The organism is Neisseria sp. P0013.S005 (genome assembly GCF_051958425.1).
In the GTDB taxonomy this organism is placed as follows: Bacteria; Pseudomonadota; Gammaproteobacteria; order Burkholderiales; family Neisseriaceae; genus Neisseria; species Neisseria subflava.
The window spans coordinates 21907-38752 of the sequence record NZ_JBQCVL010000008.1; the positions used below are offsets into that span (position 1 = coordinate 21907).

22 protein-coding genes are annotated in these 16846 nt (G+C 53.0%); 15 read left to right on the plus strand and 7 right to left on the minus strand.

The genetic code is table 11. From position 1 onward, the window contains the following. Positions 1-59 precede the first annotated feature (59 nt). On the plus strand, positions 60-869 hold the full coding sequence (locus ACTHTA_RS08535) for an alpha/beta hydrolase (RefSeq protein WP_440364268.1): 810 nt from the start codon (positions 60-62) through the stop codon (positions 867-869). A gap of 157 nt (positions 870-1026) precedes the next feature. Here ACTHTA_RS08535 and rsmI read toward each other — a convergent pair whose 3' ends face one another. After that, complete coding sequence (rsmI, locus tag ACTHTA_RS08540) at positions 1027-1905, minus strand: 16S rRNA (cytidine(1402)-2'-O)-methyltransferase (protein ID WP_308887507.1); 879 nt, start codon at positions 1903-1905, stop codon at positions 1027-1029. A 65-nt stretch (positions 1906-1970) separates the two neighbouring features. Between rsmI and ACTHTA_RS08545 the strand changes: the two genes are divergently transcribed. The 6 genes from ACTHTA_RS08545 to ACTHTA_RS08570 all read left to right on the plus strand — a co-directional run bounded on the left by ACTHTA_RS08545 (position 1971) and on the right by ACTHTA_RS08570 (position 5819). Further along, positions 1971-2318 carry a YraN family protein gene (locus ACTHTA_RS08545; protein WP_308887508.1) on the plus strand — a complete coding sequence of 116 codons (348 nt, stop codon included), beginning with the start codon at positions 1971-1973 and terminating at the stop codon, positions 2316-2318. Between the two features lie 4 nt (positions 2319-2322). Next, positions 2323-2916, plus strand: coding sequence for a phosphoheptose isomerase (locus tag ACTHTA_RS08550; RefSeq protein WP_308887509.1), 594 nt, complete (start codon positions 2323-2325; stop codon positions 2914-2916). Positions 2917-2990: 74 nt separating this feature from the next. Next, entirely contained in the window at positions 2991-3602 is a 612-nt protein-coding gene (locus ACTHTA_RS08555) for a BON domain-containing protein (protein WP_440364267.1), read from the plus strand. Between the two features lie 67 nt (positions 3603-3669). Further along, the gene (locus tag ACTHTA_RS08560) at positions 3670-4275 is read left to right on the plus strand and encodes a hypothetical protein (RefSeq protein ID WP_070631725.1); all 606 of its coding nucleotides are present in this window, start codon (positions 3670-3672) and stop codon (positions 4273-4275) included. Positions 4276-4317: 42 nt separating this feature from the next. Continuing rightward, complete coding sequence (gene map, locus ACTHTA_RS08565; protein WP_440364274.1) at positions 4318-5118, plus strand: type I methionyl aminopeptidase; 801 nt, start codon at positions 4318-4320, stop codon at positions 5116-5118. A 404-nt stretch (positions 5119-5522) separates the two neighbouring features. Next, a complete protein-coding gene (locus tag ACTHTA_RS08570) occupies positions 5523-5819 on the plus strand; it encodes a helix-turn-helix domain-containing protein (RefSeq protein ID WP_003680641.1) in 297 nt (98 codons plus the stop codon). Positions 5820-5913: 94 nt separating this feature from the next. Here ACTHTA_RS08570 and ACTHTA_RS08575 read toward each other — a convergent pair whose 3' ends face one another. The 3 genes from ACTHTA_RS08575 to ACTHTA_RS08585 are packed head-to-tail and all read right to left on the minus strand — an operon-like array spanning position 5914 to position 8303. Beyond that, entirely contained in the window at positions 5914-6864 is a 951-nt protein-coding gene (locus tag ACTHTA_RS08575; RefSeq protein WP_440364266.1) for a YheT family hydrolase, read from the minus strand. A gap of 12 nt (positions 6865-6876) precedes the next feature. Beyond that, the gene (locus ACTHTA_RS08580; protein WP_070748568.1) at positions 6877-7503 is read right to left on the minus strand and encodes a phosphatase PAP2 family protein; all 627 of its coding nucleotides are present in this window, start codon (positions 7501-7503) and stop codon (positions 6877-6879) included. Then, on the minus strand, positions 7503-8303 hold the full coding sequence (locus ACTHTA_RS08585) for a competence/damage-inducible protein A (RefSeq protein ID WP_440364265.1): 801 nt from the start codon (positions 8301-8303) through the stop codon (positions 7503-7505). The genes ACTHTA_RS08580 and ACTHTA_RS08585 overlap by 1 nt, the downstream gene beginning before the upstream one ends. A gap of 110 nt (positions 8304-8413) precedes the next feature. Here ACTHTA_RS08585 and argG point away from each other — a divergent pair, with 110 nt between their 5' ends. The 5 genes from argG (at position 8414) to ACTHTA_RS08610 (ending at position 11449) form a co-directional block, all read left to right on the plus strand. Next, on the plus strand, positions 8414-9757 hold the full coding sequence (gene argG, locus ACTHTA_RS08590; RefSeq protein WP_070645264.1) for an argininosuccinate synthase: 1344 nt from the start codon (positions 8414-8416) through the stop codon (positions 9755-9757). A 42-nt stretch (positions 9758-9799) separates the two neighbouring features. After that, positions 9800-10015: a DUF4177 domain-containing protein gene (locus ACTHTA_RS08595; protein ID WP_003749376.1), complete on the plus strand. Its 216-nt coding sequence runs from the start codon at positions 9800-9802 to the stop codon at positions 10013-10015. Further along, the gene (locus ACTHTA_RS08600; RefSeq protein WP_107867925.1) at positions 10008-10223 is read left to right on the plus strand and encodes a hypothetical protein; all 216 of its coding nucleotides are present in this window, start codon (positions 10008-10010) and stop codon (positions 10221-10223) included. The genes ACTHTA_RS08595 and ACTHTA_RS08600 overlap by 8 nt, the downstream gene beginning before the upstream one ends. Before the next feature lie 129 nt (positions 10224-10352). After that, complete coding sequence (locus ACTHTA_RS08605) at positions 10353-10802, plus strand: DUF3290 domain-containing protein (RefSeq protein WP_440364264.1); 450 nt, start codon at positions 10353-10355, stop codon at positions 10800-10802. Between the two features lie 14 nt (positions 10803-10816). After that, positions 10817-11449 (plus strand): DUF421 domain-containing protein, encoded by a 633-nt coding sequence (locus ACTHTA_RS08610; RefSeq protein WP_049336846.1) that lies wholly within the window; start codon positions 10817-10819, stop codon positions 11447-11449. A gap of 72 nt (positions 11450-11521) precedes the next feature. Here the strand turns inward: ACTHTA_RS08610 and ACTHTA_RS08615 are convergent, their stop codons facing one another. The 3 genes from ACTHTA_RS08615 to ACTHTA_RS08625 form a co-directional block, all read right to left on the minus strand. Beyond that, positions 11522-11893, minus strand: coding sequence for a DUF488 domain-containing protein (locus tag ACTHTA_RS08615; RefSeq protein ID WP_440364263.1), 372 nt, complete (start codon positions 11891-11893; stop codon positions 11522-11524). A gap of 64 nt (positions 11894-11957) precedes the next feature. After that, positions 11958-12740, minus strand: coding sequence for an indole-3-glycerol phosphate synthase TrpC (gene trpC / locus ACTHTA_RS08620; protein ID WP_440364262.1), 783 nt, complete (start codon positions 12738-12740; stop codon positions 11958-11960). 143 nt (positions 12741-12883) lie between these two features. Then, on the minus strand, positions 12884-14356 hold the full coding sequence (locus ACTHTA_RS08625) for a malate:quinone oxidoreductase (protein WP_440364261.1): 1473 nt from the start codon (positions 14354-14356) through the stop codon (positions 12884-12886). Between the two features lie 431 nt (positions 14357-14787). On the opposite strand from ACTHTA_RS08625, the gene ACTHTA_RS08630 reads away from it, so the two are divergent. The 3 genes from ACTHTA_RS08630 to ACTHTA_RS08640 all read left to right on the plus strand — a co-directional run bounded on the left by ACTHTA_RS08630 (position 14788) and on the right by ACTHTA_RS08640 (position 16832). Continuing rightward, entirely contained in the window at positions 14788-15282 is a 495-nt protein-coding gene (locus ACTHTA_RS08630; protein ID WP_070590457.1) for a hypothetical protein, read from the plus strand. 82 nt (positions 15283-15364) lie between these two features. After that, positions 15365-15994 (plus strand): 16S rRNA (guanine(527)-N(7))-methyltransferase RsmG, encoded by a 630-nt coding sequence (gene rsmG / locus ACTHTA_RS08635; protein ID WP_219089095.1) that lies wholly within the window; start codon positions 15365-15367, stop codon positions 15992-15994. Positions 15995-16061: 67 nt separating this feature from the next. After that, positions 16062-16832 carry a ParA family protein gene (locus ACTHTA_RS08640; RefSeq protein WP_440364260.1) on the plus strand — a complete coding sequence of 257 codons (771 nt, stop codon included), beginning with the start codon at positions 16062-16064 and terminating at the stop codon, positions 16830-16832. Positions 16833-16846 lie beyond the last annotated feature (14 nt).

A 16846-nucleotide genomic window follows, 5' to 3' on the forward strand; every position in this document is an offset into this window, starting at 1 on the left:
TTGTTCAGACGGCCTTCTCTCCTTTTACTTAAGCAACCCATTGATTAAAGCACCCCATCATGCCCATCCGTCCCAACTGGCAAACCGCCACCCTGCTGCAAGCCGAAGAAACCTCCGTTACCTCCGCCCACACCGGCCGCACCTACCGCATTCAAGCCGCGACACTCGGCGAGCGTCCGGCTGGCGGCTATCCCGTGCTGTATATCCTTGACGGGGATGCCTTTTTCCCCGCCATCCTCAATATGGCGCAATCCCTGCTCATCAACCCCATCACCAAAAGCCATGCCGCCTGTCTGATTGTCGGTATCGGCTACACCGGCGGCAACATCCGCGACTTAAGCCAACGCGCCCTCGACTACACGCCGCCGCTGCCCGGCAACGCGCCCGAATCCGAACGCAAACAATACGGCCAAGCTGAGCGCTTCAGCCGCTTTATCGATGACGAACTCTCCGCCCTGCTCAACAGCAAATACCGCATCGATACCCAAAACCAAGCCGTCTTCGGCCATTCGTTCGGCGCCTTGTACGGCCTCTATTCACTGTTCACCCGCCCCGAACGCTTCCGCCATTATTTGCTGGTTTCGCCGTCTATCTGGTGGCAAGAGTGCCGCGTACTCGATTGGCTGCCCGACACTTTGCCGCAAGGAATCGGCATCCGCCTCGGCGCAGGCGAACATGAAGGCAAAAACAACCGCCCCGACCAAACCAGCCGCGGCATGGTCGCACAAGCCAAAATCCTTGCCGGCACTTTGCACCACCTCGGCGCAGATGTCCGCTTCACCCTCTACCCCAACGCCAATCACGGCAACGCCCCGTTTTACGCCCTGACCGACTGCATCGAATATTTGCGCAGCGCATGGCAACGTTGAAGCAGGTTTACCAAACATTGAGGCCGTCTGAAACGCAAACTTAGAAGCGTATTGAACCTATTGGATCAATTTAAAACCCTCTAAAATCCAATTATAAAAAGACCGTCTGAAATCTATTGTTCAGACGGCCTTTGATATACGGTTTGCCAATCAGCCATTATCCCTGCTTTTTCCATTCCAAAGCCAAATCATACAGCGCCTTTTTATTCTCGCCGGTAATCTTGGCGGCAAGTTCGGCGGCTTGTTTGGTCGGCAACTCAGCCGCAAGGATTTTCATGGTGTTTTGCGCCGCCTCGGGCAAATCGCTGTGTTTCTCTTTCACCGCGGGGTACAACACCAGCACCATCTCGCCACGCGTTTGGTTGCTGTCGTTTTTAAGGGCGGCTTGGATTTCGGCAACCGTGCCGCTGAGGAAGGTTTCAAACGTTTTGGTGATTTCGCGCGCCAAAGTCAAACGGCGATCGGGGAACTGCGCGGCCATATCCGCAAGGCTTGCCTCAATGCGATGCGGCGTTTCAAACATCACAATCGGAAAATCAGCTTCCGCCCATTTGGCCAGCAGCTTTTGGCGTTCGCCGGCCTTAGGCGGCAGGAAACCGTTGAAGTAAAAATCGGATTCTGTCACACCGGCCACGCTCAACGCCCCCATGACCGCGCTTGCGCCGACTACAGGCACCACTTTAAATCCGGCTTCACGCACGCGGGCGGCAAGTTTCGCACCGGGATCGCAAACCGCAGGCGTACCCGCATCCGAAACTTGGGCGACGCTCAGGCCGTCTGAAAGATGGGCGATGATTTTGTCGGCCATTTGCTGCTCGTTGTGTTCGCGCACGCTCACGAGTTTGCCCTGAATGCCGTACGCACTCAAAAGCTGGGCGGTAACACGGGTGTCCTCGGCGCAGATAATATCGGCCTTTTGCAGAACGGCCAGCGCGCGCAGCGTTATGTCGGCTAAATTGCCGATGGGTGTGGCGACAACGTATAATGTCTGTTTTTCGATGCTGTCGACGGCTTTTTGCAGGTGTTTTGTGTACATAGATTTAAGGCCGTCTGAAACGGCGTCTCTTTAAAAACAATGATTATATAACGGGTAAACTTTTCATGCGCTTAAACCACAAACAGGGGGCGGCGGCCGAAGATGCGGCACTGACATTCCTGCTGGGCAAAGGCTGCTCGCTGCTGGCGCGGAACTGGCATTGCGCCTACGGCGAAATCGATTTAATCGTCAAAAACGGCGGTACGATTGTGTTTGTTGAAGTAAAATACCGCAAAAACCAAGGTTTCGGTGGTGCCGCATACAGCATCTCGCCGTCCAAATTATTGAAATTGCAACGAAGTGTAGAGTATTATCTGCAAAAGCACGGGTTAAACCATGCGCCCTGCCGCCTGGATGCGGTACTGATTGAGGGCGACGGCCAACCCGAATGGATTCAAAATATTACAGGTTAACCTCATGACAACATTACAAGAACGCGTTTCCGCGCATTTTGCCGAGAGCATCCGCGCCAAGCAGGAAGCCGAAAAAGTACTGGTCGAGCCGACCGTACAGGCTGCCGAGCTGATGCTGCAATGCCTAATGAACGACGGCAAAATTCTGGCCTGCGGCAACGGCGGTTCGGCTGCCGACGCGCAGCACTTCGCCGCAGAAATGACCGGCCGTTTTGAAAAAGAACGCATGGAATTGGCCGCTGTCGCGCTGACGACAGACACTTCCGCCCTGACCGCCATCGGCAACGACTACGGTTTCGACCATGTATTCAGCAAACAAGTGCGTGCACTCGGGCGTGCCGGCGACGTATTGGTCGGTATCTCCACCTCCGGCAATTCCGTCAACGTCATCGAAGCCATCAAAGCCGCACACGAGCGCGACATGCACGTCATCGCCATGACCGGCCGCGACGGCGGAAAAATCGCCGCCATGCTCAAAGATACCGACGTTTTGCTCAACGTCCCTTATCCGCGCACTGCCCGCATTCAGGAAAACCATATTTTGCTGATTCACGCCATGTGCGACTGCATCGACTCCGTCCTGCTTGAAGGCATGTAACCCTTTCTTTTCAGACGGCCCATCCCTTAAAGACCGTCTGAACACCCAACCGTCCATACCCAAGGAAAAAGGATATGAAGAATATCAAACGCTACGCCCTCCCCGTTCTGACTGCGACCCTCTTGAGCCTGAGTCTGAGCGGCTGCGTCGGCGCACTGATCGGCGGTGCAGCCGTCGGCACCAAATCCGCCGTCGACCGCCGCACCATCGGCGCGCAAACCGACGACAACGTTATGGCCTTGCGCGTCGAGACCACCGCACGCTCCTACCTGCGCCAAAACAACCAAGTCCAAGGCTACACGCCCAAACTGAATGTTGTCGGCTACAACCGCCACCTGCTCCTGCTCGGCCAAGTGGCTACAGAAGGCGAAAAACAATTTGTTGAACGCATCGCCCGTTCCGAACAAGCCGCAGAAGGCGTGTACAACTACATCACCGTTGCCTCACAAGCGCGTTCGCTCGGCGACGTGACCAACGATACTTGGGGTACATCCAAAGTCCGCGCCTCCCTGCTGGGCATCAGCCCGGCTACCCAAGCACGCGTCAAAATCGTGACTTACGGCAACGTGACCTATGTGATGGGCATCCTCACGCCTGACGAACAAGCCCGCGTGACCCAAAAAGTCAGCACGACCGTCGGCGTACAAAAAGTCGTGACCCTCTATCAAAACTACGTTGCCAACTGATTCACAGGCAACCCGGGGCCGTCTGAATATTCAGACGGCCATTCCTCCAACAATTACCCGACCCATCATGTCCAAGAATAATAAACCCCCTTTCCAACTTAAGCCCAAACACCTAATCCGCGCTTTATTCCTTGTCAGCTTTATCGCCGTCGCAGCCCTTGTTGCCGGCGTATTCAGCACCCTACACTCCGGTAAAACCGACGTACCCGAAAAAAGCCCTGCCGAACAAACCGACACACGCATTGAAGTTTGGCGCCCCAACGGCACAGTCGAACCTGAAACCGTTCAGCCTGCCAAGGACGGCGACGCAAAAACTGCCTCCGGCAATCCTGTCGTCCCACAAAATGAAAAAGGTGAAAAAGCGGAAGAAGGTGTAAAAAACGACCGCGCCGCTGCACACCGCGGCAAACGCACAGAAAACAAACGCACTGAAGCCGACAAATCAGAAAACACACCATCCGACAACAGCAGCCCTGCCGCTCAAAACAAACCTAAAGCAGACAGCCAGCCGGTAGAAAACAAAGCCGCAAGCAACAAACCTGCCGCACAAGCGGTAGAAAACAAACCGGAAAAAGCCAAAGCCCCCGAGTCCAAACCGACTCCGAAAGCCGAGCCTGGGGCAAAACCACAAGCCAAACCGCGCAATAAAGACAATCTCGACAACCTGTTTTAAACAGACGGCACACCCGTCCCGTTCAGACGGCCTCCATGCCGTCTGAAACAAGAAGGAAACCTCATGAACGAAGTCATCATCAAAACCCCCGAAGAAATCGAAAAAATGCGCGAACTCGGCCGCTTGGTCGCCGAAGCCCTCGATTACATCGGCCAATTCGTCAAACCCGGCGTCACCACCAACGAAATCGACAAACTCGTTTACGACTACCACGTCAACGTCCAAGGCGGTTATCCGGCCCCCCTCAACTACGGCAACCCGCCCTACCCGAAATCCTGCTGCACCTCCGTCAACCATGTCATCTGCCACGGCATTCCCGATGACAAGCCGCTGAAAGAAGGCGACATCGTCAACATCGACCTGACCATCAAAAAAGACGGCTTCCACGGCGACTCCAGCCGTATGTTTACCGTCGGCAAAGTCTCACCGATTGCCCAGCGCCTGATCGACGTGACCCACGCCTCCATGATGGCAGGTATCGAAGCGGTCAAACCCGGCGCCACCCTCGGCGACGTCGGCTATGCCTGCCAACAGGTTGCCGAAAATGCCGGCTACTCCGTCGTACAGGAATTCTGCGGCCACGGCATCGGCCGCGGCTTCCACGAAGCGCCGCAAGTAGTCCATTACGGCCGCAAAGGCGAGGGCCTCGTTCTGAAACCGGGCATGATTTTCACCATCGAGCCGATGATCAACCAAGGCAAACGCCACCTGCGCATCCTGAACGACGGTTGGACAGTGGTCACCAAAGACCGTTCCCTCTCCGCCCAATGGGAACACGAAGTTTTGGTTACCGAAACCGGCTACGAAATCCTCACCGTCAGCCCTGCCAGCGGTAAGCCTTAACCTTGAAAAAACCTTCAGGCCGTCTGAAAACATAGATTCAGACGGCCTAAAATTTATTCGCATTCTCAATCCAGAAAACCGAATAAAAACTCGAAATTAAGTTTTTACCCATATTGAATTGTTTAATTATGTAAAAATTTGCTTATGCCATATCTAAGATAAACGCATAATTTAATGATTTATATAACAAAATTTTACTGAAATAATGAATTAAGAAATATTTACACAAATTATGGCAGACAGCAGAAAACTTCTTTCGAATATACTGTCTAATTATCTAGATCAGCCATTTGCAATACGCCCACATATCACCCCAAAAAACAATAGGGAAAAGGATGCCGGCATTCTTGCAGACCTTTTTTATGCCTAATGGCATACACTAAATACCACAATAAGGAAGATTCATGAAATCGTTCGAAAAAATTGAAAATATCCGCGATATCCGTAAAAAACTCGGCCTGAACCAAATGGACTTCTGGAGTCGCATTGGTGTGACTCAATCCGGTGGTTCCCGTTACGAATCCGGCCGCAATATGCCTAAACCTGTACGCGAATTGCTGCGTTTGGTACACATCGAGCGCGTCGATTTGGCTAAAGTAAACCGTGACGACTTGGCCGTTGCGTCCTTGCTGAAAAACCGCGACCCTGAGTTGTACGCTTCTCTGAAAAAAGAAGCCAAAGCCGACAACAAAGGCAAATAATCAAGCCATTCAAAAGGCCGTCTGAAATTCGTTTTCAGACGGCCTTTTTACTTTCTACACTCTAAGGGCATGTCGCATACATGTCCTTTTTCATTTACGGCTGATACTGCTTGAAATAGTCCAACACCGTTTGCGGCAGCCATTGCAGATTCAGACGGCCCCGATCGCGGCTGACAAAGCCGACATGACCGCCGTATGCCGGTTGCAGCAGCGTAACGGCCGAGGACACGTCCCGCCCGGTCGGCAGGGCTTCCGGCGGCAGGAAGGGGTCGTTGACGGCATTGAGCAGCAGCAACGGCGTATCCACGCCTTTCAAAAACGGTTTGCAGGAATTGCGGCGATAGTAATCGTGGCGGTCGGCAAAACCGTGTAACGGCGCGGTAAAGCGGTCGTCAAAATCGCCAAGCGTTTTGCAGTTTTGCTGGCTTAAGGCCGTCTGAAACTGAGGAATCGCCTGGGCTTTCGGCAACAGCGAATTTAAAAAATAGCGCGTGTAAATCAGTCGCGTCATGCCCTGATCAAAACGCGTACCGGCCGCCACGGCATCAACCGGCGCGGAAACGACGGCAGAAGCGCGCGGAACGGCATTGCTGCCCTGCTCACCCAAATATTTGGCCAGAGCATTGCCCCCCAAAGAAACGCCGACGGCGTAGATGGTTGAATAGCGTTGAGCCAGCGTGTTGAGCATAAAGGCGATTTCGGGCGTATCGCCGAGGTGGTAAAACACGGGCGCGGTGTTTTCTATGCCGCCGCAACTGCGGAAATGGGCAACCACGCCGTTCCAACCGCGCTGCTGTACGGCTTTCATCAACTCGACCGCGTAATGGCTCTCGCTGCTGCCTTCCAGTCCGTGGAACAAAACCACCAGCGGCGCATCAGGGTCGGCGCTGTCGACAAAATCGTAGGCAACTTGGGTTTTGCCGGTACTGTCGGGCAGAAGCTCGCGGCGGTAGTCGGGCGCTTTGCCTTGCAGCAACTTGGCAAACAGGGTGTCGGCATGGCCGTTTCTGAGCCAATAAGGCGTGTTGGGTGAACGTGTATTCATGATTCGTTTCTTCTATTTTTCAGACGGCCTGAAGATGAGCATATACACCAGCAAGGCAGTCAGCGTGCCGTTTGTCCAGCCTGCCCAAACGTCGGTGGGATAATGCACGCCCAAATAAATGCGCGAAAACCCGGTCAACAGGGCAAAGGAAATACCGCCTATCCAAGCGGCGCGGCGGTAGCGCGTGCGGCGGCAAAGCAATATCAGCATGACGGCAATGGCGGCGGAAAACGTACTGTGGCCGCTGGGGAAGGAAAAATTGCTCTCTTCAATCAGGCGCGGCCAAAGCAGCGGACGTTCGCGGGCAAACCATACCTTCACAATCAGCATGTTCAAAGTCGGCACCAATGCCGCCAACACGCAAAACAGTGCTTCGCGCTTCTTATCGGCAAAATACAGGGCTGCGGCGACTGCGCCGATCAGCGGCACGGCAATCGCGGTTTTGCCCAGATAATGCAACACGGTGGCAATCGGATCAAACCATGTGCCCGCATGGGCATGGACGGCGTGCATCAGCGGCGGCTCAAAAGCAAAGCCGCCATATTGCGCCAGCCAAATACCGATGATGAGGGTCGGCGGTAAAAACAGCAAAGAGGCAAAAGTCAGTGCGCGTCTGGATTGGGCTGGGGATAAGTGCATTATTCCACCGTTTCTTTCAAAGTCGCGCCAATCGCCTGCAAACCCTGCAACGCATCTTCCCACGCAGCATCCAACAAGCGGCAGGCCTCGCCTTCCGCTTTGATGCCGAACTCGATATGCGGCGGAGTATAACGGCCGTCTGAATCGGTACGGCCCACGGTGGGCAGGCTGTACGAACGGAAACCGGCGTAGGTATGTTCAAGATGTTCCATAATCGGCGTAATGCGCGATTCGGGTTGCTCGAACACATACACGCTGCGGCTGCCGCGTTCGGTTTGGTTGAAGCGGTCGGCGTAATAAGTTTCCAATACCCATTCGGCCATCGGGTGCGCCATCACGGGGAAGCCGGGGAAGAAATAATGCTCGCGGATGGAAAATCCGGCGATATTGTTAAACGGATTGGGCACCAATTCCGCGCCTTCGGGAAAATCCGCCATCTTCAGGCGTTGGGCGTGTTCCGGCGAATCGAGCGGCTCGCCGCGTTTCTGGGTCACGCCTTCGATAAACTTGGCGGCTTCAGGATGGCGGACGACAGGCAAATCCAAAGCGGCCGCTGCGGCTTGGCGTGTGTGGTCGTCAGGCGTAGAACCGATACCGCCGGTAACGAAAGTCGGCAGGCCGTCTGAAAAACTGCGGCGCAGTTGTTTGACCAGCAAATCGGGCTCGTCAGGCAGATATTGCACCTGATTGAGCTTCAGCCCGTGCGATTCCAATAAGGATTTAAAAAAGGCGAAATGCTTGTCTTGACGGCTGCCATGCAGGATTTCATCGCCGATGATAATGAGGTTAAAAGTGTTCATGATGAGGTTTCTTTAATACGGCCCTCCGAACATTCAGACGGCCTAATTGCTGACAATGTATTCCATTTATAAGATAATGGTTTCAACTTTTCAAGTCTGGAGGAATCCCAATGAGCCAAAACCATACCATTTTACAAAATCTCCCCATCGGTCAAAAAGTCGGCATCGCCTTCTCCGGCGGTCTTGATACCTCCGCCGCGCTGTTGTGGATGAAACTCAAAGGCGCGCTGCCTTATGCCTACACCGCTAACCTCGGTCAGCCCGACGAAGACGATTACAATGCCATTCCTAAAAAAGCGATGGAATACGGCGCAGAAAACGCCCGCTTAATCGACTGCCGCGCGCAGTTGGCACACGAAGGCATCGCCGCCATCCAATGCGGCGCGTTCCACGTTTCCACCGGCGGCATCGCCTACTTCAACACCACGCCTCTGGGTCGTGCCGTTACCGGCACCATGCTCGTTTCTGCCATGAAAGAAGATGATGTGAATATCTGGGGCGACGGCAGCACCTACAAAGGCAACGACATCGAGCGTTTCTACCGCTACGGCCTGTTGACCAACCCGGCGTTGAAAATCTACAAACCTTGGCTCGACCAACAATTTATCGACGAACTCGGCGGCCGTCACGAAATGAGCGAATTTCTGATTGCCAACGGCTTCAACTACAAAATGTCGGTTGAAAAAGCCTACTCTACCGACTCCAATATGCTGGGTGCCACCCACGAAGCCAAAGACTTGGAATTCCTCAACAGCGGCATCAAAATCGTTAAGCCCATCATGGGCGTTGCCTTCTGGGACGAAAGCGTCGAAGTCAAACCCGAAGAAGTCAGCGTGCGCTTTGAAGAAGGCGTGCCGGTTGCACTGAACGGCAAAGAATACGCCGATCCTGTCGAACTCTTCCTCGAAGCCAACCGCATCGGCGGCCGTCACGGCTTGGGCATGAGCGACCAAATCGAAAACCGCATCATCGAAGCCAAATCACGCGGCATTTACGAAGCCCCGGGAATGGCATTGTTCCACATCGCCTACGAGCGTTTGGTTACCGGCATCCACAACGAAGACACCATCGAACAATACCGCATTAACGGCCTGCGCCTCGGCCGCCTGCTCTACCAAGGCCGCTGGTTTGACAGCCAAGCGCTTATGTTGCGCGAAACCGCCCAACGCTGGGTTGCCAAAGCCATTACCGGCGAAGTCACCCTCGAACTGCGCCGCGGCAACGACTACTCGATTCTGAACACCGAATCGCCCAACCTGACCTACCAACCGGAACGCCTGAGTATGGAAAAAGTTGAAGACGCAGCGTTCACACCGCTCGACCGCATCGGCCAACTGACCATGCGCAACCTCGACATTACCGACACCCGCGCCAAACTGGGTATTTACTCACAAAGCGGTTTGTTGGCATTGGGCGAAGGCTCCGTATTACCGCAGTTGAATAATAAGGAGTAGAATAAGGGGGCTTTAAAGCCCCCTTATTTTTAAAGGAATAAAATGAAAGAATATAAGGCCGTCATTTATCAAGAGAACCTGCTTTCCAGTTTGGTTTTCGGCAGCGCCAAAATCAATCCGGTCAAATTCAGCGATTTCCTCAATAGCCACGCTTCGCAAGGCTGGAAGGTCGTTACCATGGAAAAAGACCAGCGCCGCATGCTGCTGTTTTTCGTGCGTGAAGCCTACGTCGTCATTTTGGAAAAAGAACGTGTTTAAACTCGGCGTCTATGCCTGTCTCGGATTGTTCGTCAGCTGGGTGTTGCTCTTGATTTTTCAACTTTGGTTTTCCTTCGTCGATGCCGATTTGTTTCTCAAAATCACCCTGACCATGGCAGGTCTTTTCATTATCATTCTGGCCAGCTTACTGGTCATCGGCCAGTATTTTTCCGAAAAGAAAATGAAAGACGACGGATTTATCAACTGATACTACTTCGGGAAGCGCCATGTATGCTTTATCCGAAACCTTGACGCAACATCCTTGTTTAATAGACAAGGCCGTCTGAAATGTAAGTTTCAGACGGCCTTATTACCCTTCCCAAATTTATCAAATACCATGAAATTCTTTTCTCACTTTTATCTTGAAAACCATATGTATTTCAACGACTACTTGAAATACGTCCTGATTTTCGCCGCCCTCGTCATCCTCCTGCTCGCCGTATCGCAATACCTGCGCCACCGCATGGACACCAAATACCGCGACCTGAGCATTATTGCGCTGTTGTTGCTCATCCTCATCTGCGGCACGCAATATCTTTCATACAGCGAGCGTCAAAACTTTGCCGCCGATACTTCGCGCATGGTGGGTTTTCTCAATGCCTTGATTGGAAACCAAAAAGTTGAAAAACAAGACATCATCGTCAACAGCACGCGCCTGTTCAACGGCATGATTATCGGCATCAAAAACCAATACTACGAAGTCCATTTCAATCAAGACTTCTCCGCCTACACGCTGACGCCCATCAATTTGGTCAACAACAATATCGAACTCATCGATAAAGAATAACAGGATACACACACATGGAAGCATACTCCCTGCTCGCCCTCAAACTGCTGATGGGTATTTTAGGTTTGATTTTGCAAATCAACCTCTTAGGTAAAGGCAACCTCGCGCCGACCTCCGCCATGGACCAAGTGCAAAACTATGTACTCGGCGGCATCATCGGCGGCGTGATTTACAGCGACAGCGTCGGCCTGTTGCAATTTTTCCTCGTGCTGATTTTGTGGACGCTGTTGGTCTTGAGCCTGAAATTCATCAAAAACCACAACCGCTGGGTCAAATCCATCATTGACGGCAAATCCGTCTGGGTTATCGTCAACGGCAAAATCCAAACCGATGAATGCATGAAAAACGGCATCAGCGCACACGACCTCATGTTCAAACTCCGCGCCGCCGGCATCTACGAAATCTCTGCCGTCAAACGCGCCGTGATGGAACAAAACGGCCAGCTCGCCGTCATTAAGTACGGCGACGAAAGCCTGCGCTATCCACTGATTACAGACGGCCAAGTTGACCCCGACATCCTCGAAATCATTAAGCGTGATGAAGAGTGGCTGCAACAAGAGCTTGACCGCCTCCACCTTGAAGCCTCGCAAGTCTATATCGGCGAATACATAGACGGAAAATTGGTGGCACACCGTTATCCTTCTTGATTTGAAAATAGCAGGCCGTCTGAAATGCAAGTTTCAGACGGCCTTTTTGTATTCAGCTCAAACACTGATTTTTTAATCGCGATATTCAAACGTTGCGCCCAAAAATTGAGCCAGCGCAGAAACGTGGGAATGTCGGGGGGCTTTGACGGCGGTCAGCAACAAGATATTGCCGTGCTGTTTTTCCAAATCCAGCAGCCGCTTGATGGCGGCCTGCTCGGCATCGCCTTGCAGCTCTTCATGATAACGGCTGACAAAACCGTCAAAATTCTCAGCCGGATTTTCGTGATACCAGCGACGCAGGTTTGCACTGGGCGTAATGTCTTTCAGCCAAAGTGTAGTAGCGAAAATCTCTTTACGGACGCCGCGCGGATAAAGGCGGTCGATAAAGACGGCGGTTTGTTCGGGATTGGGCTGATACGCGTAAATGCGTTGTACGGTAAACATTATATCTGCCTTCAAATCGATTCAAGCCGTCTGAAAATTCAGACGGCCTGATGTTTTTTAGGGTTTAAAACAGTTTTTTGACTTCGGCTTCGATATCTTCGGCTCGCATAAAGGTTTCGCCGATCAGGAAAGTATGCACGCCGTGGCTGCGCATGAAATCGACGTCTTCTTTGTTGCGGATGCCACTTTCGGTTACAACGGTTTTGCCGCTCAACTCAGGCAAGAGGTCGAGGGTTTGTTGCAGGGTCACTTCAAACGTACGCAGGTTGCGGTTGTTGACGCCCCACAACGGCGTGGTCATGTTGCGGCATTTTTCCAGCTCGGACGCATCGTGCAACTCCAACAAGACAGTCATGCCCAATTCGTGGGCAACTGCTTCAAAACGCTCAAGCTGCCCGGCTTCCAATGCGGCGGCAATCAGAAGAACCGCATCCGCACCCCACGCGCGCGCCTGATAGATTTGGTATTCGTCGATGATGAAATCTTTACGCAAGACCGGCAGCGCCACGGCCGCACGCGCCTGTTTCAAATACTCGGGCGAGCCTTGGAAATAAGGTTCGTCCGTCAACACGGACAAACAGGCCGCGCCGGCTTTTTCATAGGCAACGGCAATTTCGGCAGGATGAAAATCAGGACGGATCAGGCCTTTGCTCGGGCTGGCTTTTTTGACTTCGGCAATAATAGCTGGCAGATTCTGCGCGTGTTTTTCACGGATCGAGCCGATAAAGCTGCGAACCGGCGTGGCTGCCTGCGCTTGGGCTTTGATGTCTTCCAAGGAAACGGCGGCTTTTTGGGCGGCTACTTCTTCTGCTTTGGTGGCAAGGATTTTGTTGAGAATATCGGTCATGGCGTTTTTCTATTGGGGCTGATTTTCGGGTTTGAATCGTGCAACATACTGCCGCAGATTAGATTTCAGACGGCCTGAATGCCGCTATTTTAATGGTTTGAAAAAAGGCGGGCAAGAATGCCCGCCTTTGTGTCTGCTTCAATTTAGTGATGAATGCCCAAAACGGACGCGTTGTGGCTGATGATTTCGTCCGCCAAAGTCGGATTGTCGTTCAGCTTGATACCGTAGCCGGGCACCAATTCTTTCAGACGGCCTGACCATGATTCGGCATGATCTGGGAAGCATTGGTTGATCAGCTTAATCATCAAAGGTACGGCGGTTGATGCGCCTGGGGACGCGCCCAGCAATGCGGCCAGCGAGCCGTCGGCATGAGCGACGATTTCGGTACCAAATTGGAGTACGCCGCCTTTTTTCGGGTCTTTTTTGATGATTTGTACGCGTTGACCGGCGGTAATCAGTTCCCAATCGTCAGGATTGGCTTCCGGATAATACTCTAAGAGCGAAGTGAAGCGTTCTTCTTTGGTTTTACGCAATTCGCCCAAGAGGTATTTGGTCAGCGGCATATTAGCCCAACCGGCGCGGAGCATAGGATAGAGGTTGTCCATGTGGATGGACATCGGCAAATCCATGAGCGAGCCTTGTTTGAGGAAGTTGGGACGGAAGCCTGCATACGGGCCGAACATCAAATGGCGTTGGCCGTCCACGTTGCGGGTATCCAAGTGTGGAACGGACATAGGAGGCGCGCCAACGGAAGCTTGACCGTACACTTTGGCATTGTGTTGGGCAACGGTTTCAGGGTTGCTGTTGCGGAAGAACAGGCCGGAAACAGGGAAGCCGCCGTAGCCTTTGCCTTCCGGAATACCGGATTTTTGCAGCAGGGTCAGTGCGCCGCCGCCTGCGCCGAGGAACACGAAACGGCTGCGGAGGGTCAAATGGTCTTCATGGTTTTCAGTGTTGCAGGTTTTGAGTACCCACGCGCCGTCAGATTCGCGTTTGATGTCTTCAACATGGCGGTTGAATTCCATTTTCACGCCTTTTTCGCGCAGATATTGCACCATTTGACGGGTCAAGTTACCGAAATCAACGTCCGTACCTTCGGCGGAGTAGTTGGCGGCAATGGGTTGGCTTTCATCACGACCGTTGACAACCAGCGGCGCCCATTCGGCGATTTTGGCGCGGTCGGTAGAAAACTCCATTTTTTCAAAGAGTTTTTGGGTTTTGAACACGTCGAAACGTTTTTGCAGATAACTGCAATGGTCGGCGTTCATCACCAGCGACATATGGGGGACGGAATTGATGAAAGAACGGTCGGTCAGTTTGCCTTCTTCGACCAAAGTCGCCCAAAATTGGCGGCTGATATGGAATTGTTCGGCAATATTGAGGGCGCGGGTCGGATCGATCGTGCCGTCGGCAGTCAGGGGCGCATAGTTCAATTCGCACAGCGCAGAGTGTCCCGTACCGGCATTGTTCCATGCATTTGATGATTCCAACGCTACATCTTCCAAGCGTTCGATCAGGGTGATTTCCCAAGATGGTTCGAGTTCTTTGAGCAATACGCCCAAAGTGGCGCTCATAATGCCGCCGCCTACTAATACGACATCGGTTGCTTCAGCCATGGTTTTACTCCTACTAAAGTCAGGCATGGTTTGCCTTGTGGTTATCTATCATTATAAACAACTGATTTCAGAGGAATTATTTTTTGGTTTTGTTGTGTGTGAAACTTTTTGCCTGCTGAGTTTCCGAGCGTAAATGGCGGAAGGCAGTTTCGGTTTGGGTTCCAGATTTCAGGTCTTTATAATATGTTATTAAGAATTTAGTAGATTTTACGGAGAAATGCAAAGATTTTCTGTTCGGTTCATATAAAAATAATAGATTAGGCCGTCTGAAAACGTTTTCTTACCCTTTATCTGCCAATGTTTGCCAAGAAAAAAGAATTTTTCATTTCTTTTTTAATTGACTGTTTTTGTCAGCAATTTCAGCAGCAGACTAACGTGAATCAACCGCCGATCTGCTATCATTTCAACTTATTTCCCCAAGGCAAGCCGCCATGTACCTGACTCAAGAAAAGCCCTACCGCCCCCTATTGGTCGCACTGATGTTCCTCACCCTGCCACTGGCGATGATATTGCACAATATCGTGCAAATTGCCTTTTCAGACGGCCAAGGGCTGTTGGTCACGGTCAAAGACGGCGCGTGGGTATGGCAAAGCGGTTGGCAGGATTCCGTCGCATGGTTCGTCTGCGGCATGTTTGCCTTCCTCAACCTGCCGATTGCAGGCGGACTGACCAAGCTGGCGTATAAAAAAATGATGCGCCGGCATTCGCGTTACGCCATCTTCCTTGCCGGTGTCGCAGCGTGTGCCTCGGCGGCGGCAGGTTTGATTTTTGAAGCCATCTTAGGCAATGCCGCATTGGCCGGTATGCGCGGACAAGGCGTGTTCTACTACACCCTCTCGGTATGGATCATCGCCATGCTGACCCTGCCCAAACAGCTCACGCGCGCGCCGGAGCAGCCCATCGTCTTTCACAAAATGAAACGTTGATTCGACAGGCACAAACATTTTCAGACGGCATGCTTTCCGTTACCATTACATCCAACGCGTTTTAACCAATAAGGAATAACAAATGAATCAGGCGCAACAGCTCCGCGACGGCATACAGGCACTGGGTTTGGACATCGACGAAGCCAAACAGGCCAAACTGCTAGACTATGCCGCCCTGCTGCAAAAGTGGAACAAAACCTACAACCTGACCGCCCTGCGTGATCCCGCCCAAACCGTCAGCCACCACCTGCTCGACAGCCTGACCCTCCTGCCCTATATCGAACACGCACAAACCATGCTCGACGTCGGTTCCGGCGGCGGACAGCCCGGCATACCCACCGCCATCTGCCGCCCCGACCTCGACATCACCCTCCTCGATGCCAACACCAAAAAAACCGCCTTTTTACAACAAGCCGTCATCGAACTCGGCCTTAAAAACGTCCGCATCATCAGCGGCCGCGTAGAAGCCGCCGCCGACTGCCGCGCCGACGTCATCACCAGCCGCGCCTTTGCCGAACTCGCCGACTTCGTCAACTGGACCGAGCACCTCCTCAAAGACGGCGGCTACTGGGCGGCCATGAAAGGCGTATATCCGCAAGAAGAAATCGACAAACTGCCCGAAAGCGTCGCCGTCGAAAAAGTCGAAGCATTGCACGTCCCCCAACTCAATGCCGAACGCCATATCGTCATCATCCGCAAAAAGGCCGTCTGAAAACAACCCAAGCATACCGAATAACGGTACAATCCAGCCATCCACACTTAACACGACAGCAAAGCACATGAGCGCACAAATCCTCGCCGTCGCCAACCAAAAAGGCGGAGTCGGCAAAACCACCACCACCGTCAACCTAGCTGCCTCCCTAGCCTCCAAAGGCCGCCGCGTCCTCGTCGTCGACCTCGACCCCCAAGGCAACGCCACCACAGGCAGCGGCATCAACAAAGCCACCATCGAAAACGGCGTTTACCAAGTCGTCCTCGGCGAAACCGACATCCCCAACGCCGTCGTCCGCAGCAAAGAAGGCGGCTACGACGTATTGGGCGCCAACCGTACACTGGCCGGCGCAGAAGTCGAACTCGTCCAAGAAATCGCACGCGAAATCCGCCTCAAAAACGCCCTGCAGCTCGTTGCCGACAACTACGACTACGTCCTCATCGACTGCCCCCCATCCCTAACCCTGCTCACCCTCAACGGCCTTGTCGCCGCCAACGGCGTCATCGTCCCCATGCTTTGCGAATACTACGCCCTCGAAGGCATTTCCGACCTAGTGGCCACCGTCCGTAAAATCCGCCAAGCCATCAACCCCGACCTCGACGTAACCGGCATCGTCCGCACCATGTACGACAGCCGCAGCCGCCTCGTTGTCGAAGTCAGCGAACAGCTCAAACAACACTTCGGCAACCTGCTCTTTGATACTGTCATCCCCCGCAACATCCGCCTCGCCGAAGCCCCCAGCCACGGCCTCCCCGCCCTCGCCTACGATGCCCACGCCAAAGGCACACAGGCTTATCTCGACTTGGCCGATGAACTGATTACACGGTTGGAAAAATAAACAGAAATATGAAT

Bases quoted from the DNA above. Each gene is read 5' to 3' on its own strand.
- ACTHTA_RS08535 (WP_440364268.1), top strand. From the start codon at position 60: ATGCCCATCCGTCCCAACTGGCAAACCGCCACCCTGCTGCAAGCCGAA.
- rsmI (WP_308887507.1), bottom strand. From the start codon at position 1,905: ATGTACACAAAACACCTGCAAAAAGCCGTCGACAGCATCGAAAAACAG.
- ACTHTA_RS08545 (WP_308887508.1), top strand. From the start codon at position 1,971: ATGCGCTTAAACCACAAACAGGGGGCGGCGGCCGAAGATGCGGCACTG.
- ACTHTA_RS08550 (WP_308887509.1), top strand. From the start codon at position 2,323: ATGACAACATTACAAGAACGCGTTTCCGCGCATTTTGCCGAGAGCATC.
- ACTHTA_RS08555 (WP_440364267.1), top strand. From the start codon at position 2,991: ATGAAGAATATCAAACGCTACGCCCTCCCCGTTCTGACTGCGACCCTC.
- ACTHTA_RS08560 (WP_070631725.1), top strand. From the start codon at position 3,670: ATGTCCAAGAATAATAAACCCCCTTTCCAACTTAAGCCCAAACACCTA.
- ACTHTA_RS08570 (WP_003680641.1), top strand. From the start codon at position 5,523: ATGAAATCGTTCGAAAAAATTGAAAATATCCGCGATATCCGTAAAAAA.
- ACTHTA_RS08575 (WP_440364266.1), bottom strand. From the start codon at position 6,864: ATGAATACACGTTCACCCAACACGCCTTATTGGCTCAGAAACGGCCAT.
- ACTHTA_RS08580 (WP_070748568.1), bottom strand. From the start codon at position 7,503: ATGCACTTATCCCCAGCCCAATCCAGACGCGCACTGACTTTTGCCTCT.
- ACTHTA_RS08585 (WP_440364265.1), bottom strand. From the start codon at position 8,303: ATGAACACTTTTAACCTCATTATCATCGGCGATGAAATCCTGCATGGC.
- argG (WP_070645264.1), top strand. From the start codon at position 8,414: ATGAGCCAAAACCATACCATTTTACAAAATCTCCCCATCGGTCAAAAA.
- ACTHTA_RS08595 (WP_003749376.1), top strand. From the start codon at position 9,800: ATGAAAGAATATAAGGCCGTCATTTATCAAGAGAACCTGCTTTCCAGT.
- ACTHTA_RS08605 (WP_440364264.1), top strand. From the start codon at position 10,353: ATGAAATTCTTTTCTCACTTTTATCTTGAAAACCATATGTATTTCAAC.
- ACTHTA_RS08610 (WP_049336846.1), top strand. From the start codon at position 10,817: ATGGAAGCATACTCCCTGCTCGCCCTCAAACTGCTGATGGGTATTTTA.
- ACTHTA_RS08615 (WP_440364263.1), bottom strand. From the start codon at position 11,893: ATGTTTACCGTACAACGCATTTACGCGTATCAGCCCAATCCCGAACAA.
- trpC (WP_440364262.1), bottom strand. From the start codon at position 12,740: ATGACCGATATTCTCAACAAAATCCTTGCCACCAAAGCAGAAGAAGTA.
- ACTHTA_RS08625 (WP_440364261.1), bottom strand. From the start codon at position 14,356: ATGGCTGAAGCAACCGATGTCGTATTAGTAGGCGGCGGCATTATGAGC.
- ACTHTA_RS08630 (WP_070590457.1), top strand. From the start codon at position 14,788: ATGTACCTGACTCAAGAAAAGCCCTACCGCCCCCTATTGGTCGCACTG.
- rsmG (WP_219089095.1), top strand. From the start codon at position 15,365: ATGAATCAGGCGCAACAGCTCCGCGACGGCATACAGGCACTGGGTTTG.
- ACTHTA_RS08640 (WP_440364260.1), top strand. From the start codon at position 16,062: ATGAGCGCACAAATCCTCGCCGTCGCCAACCAAAAAGGCGGAGTCGGC.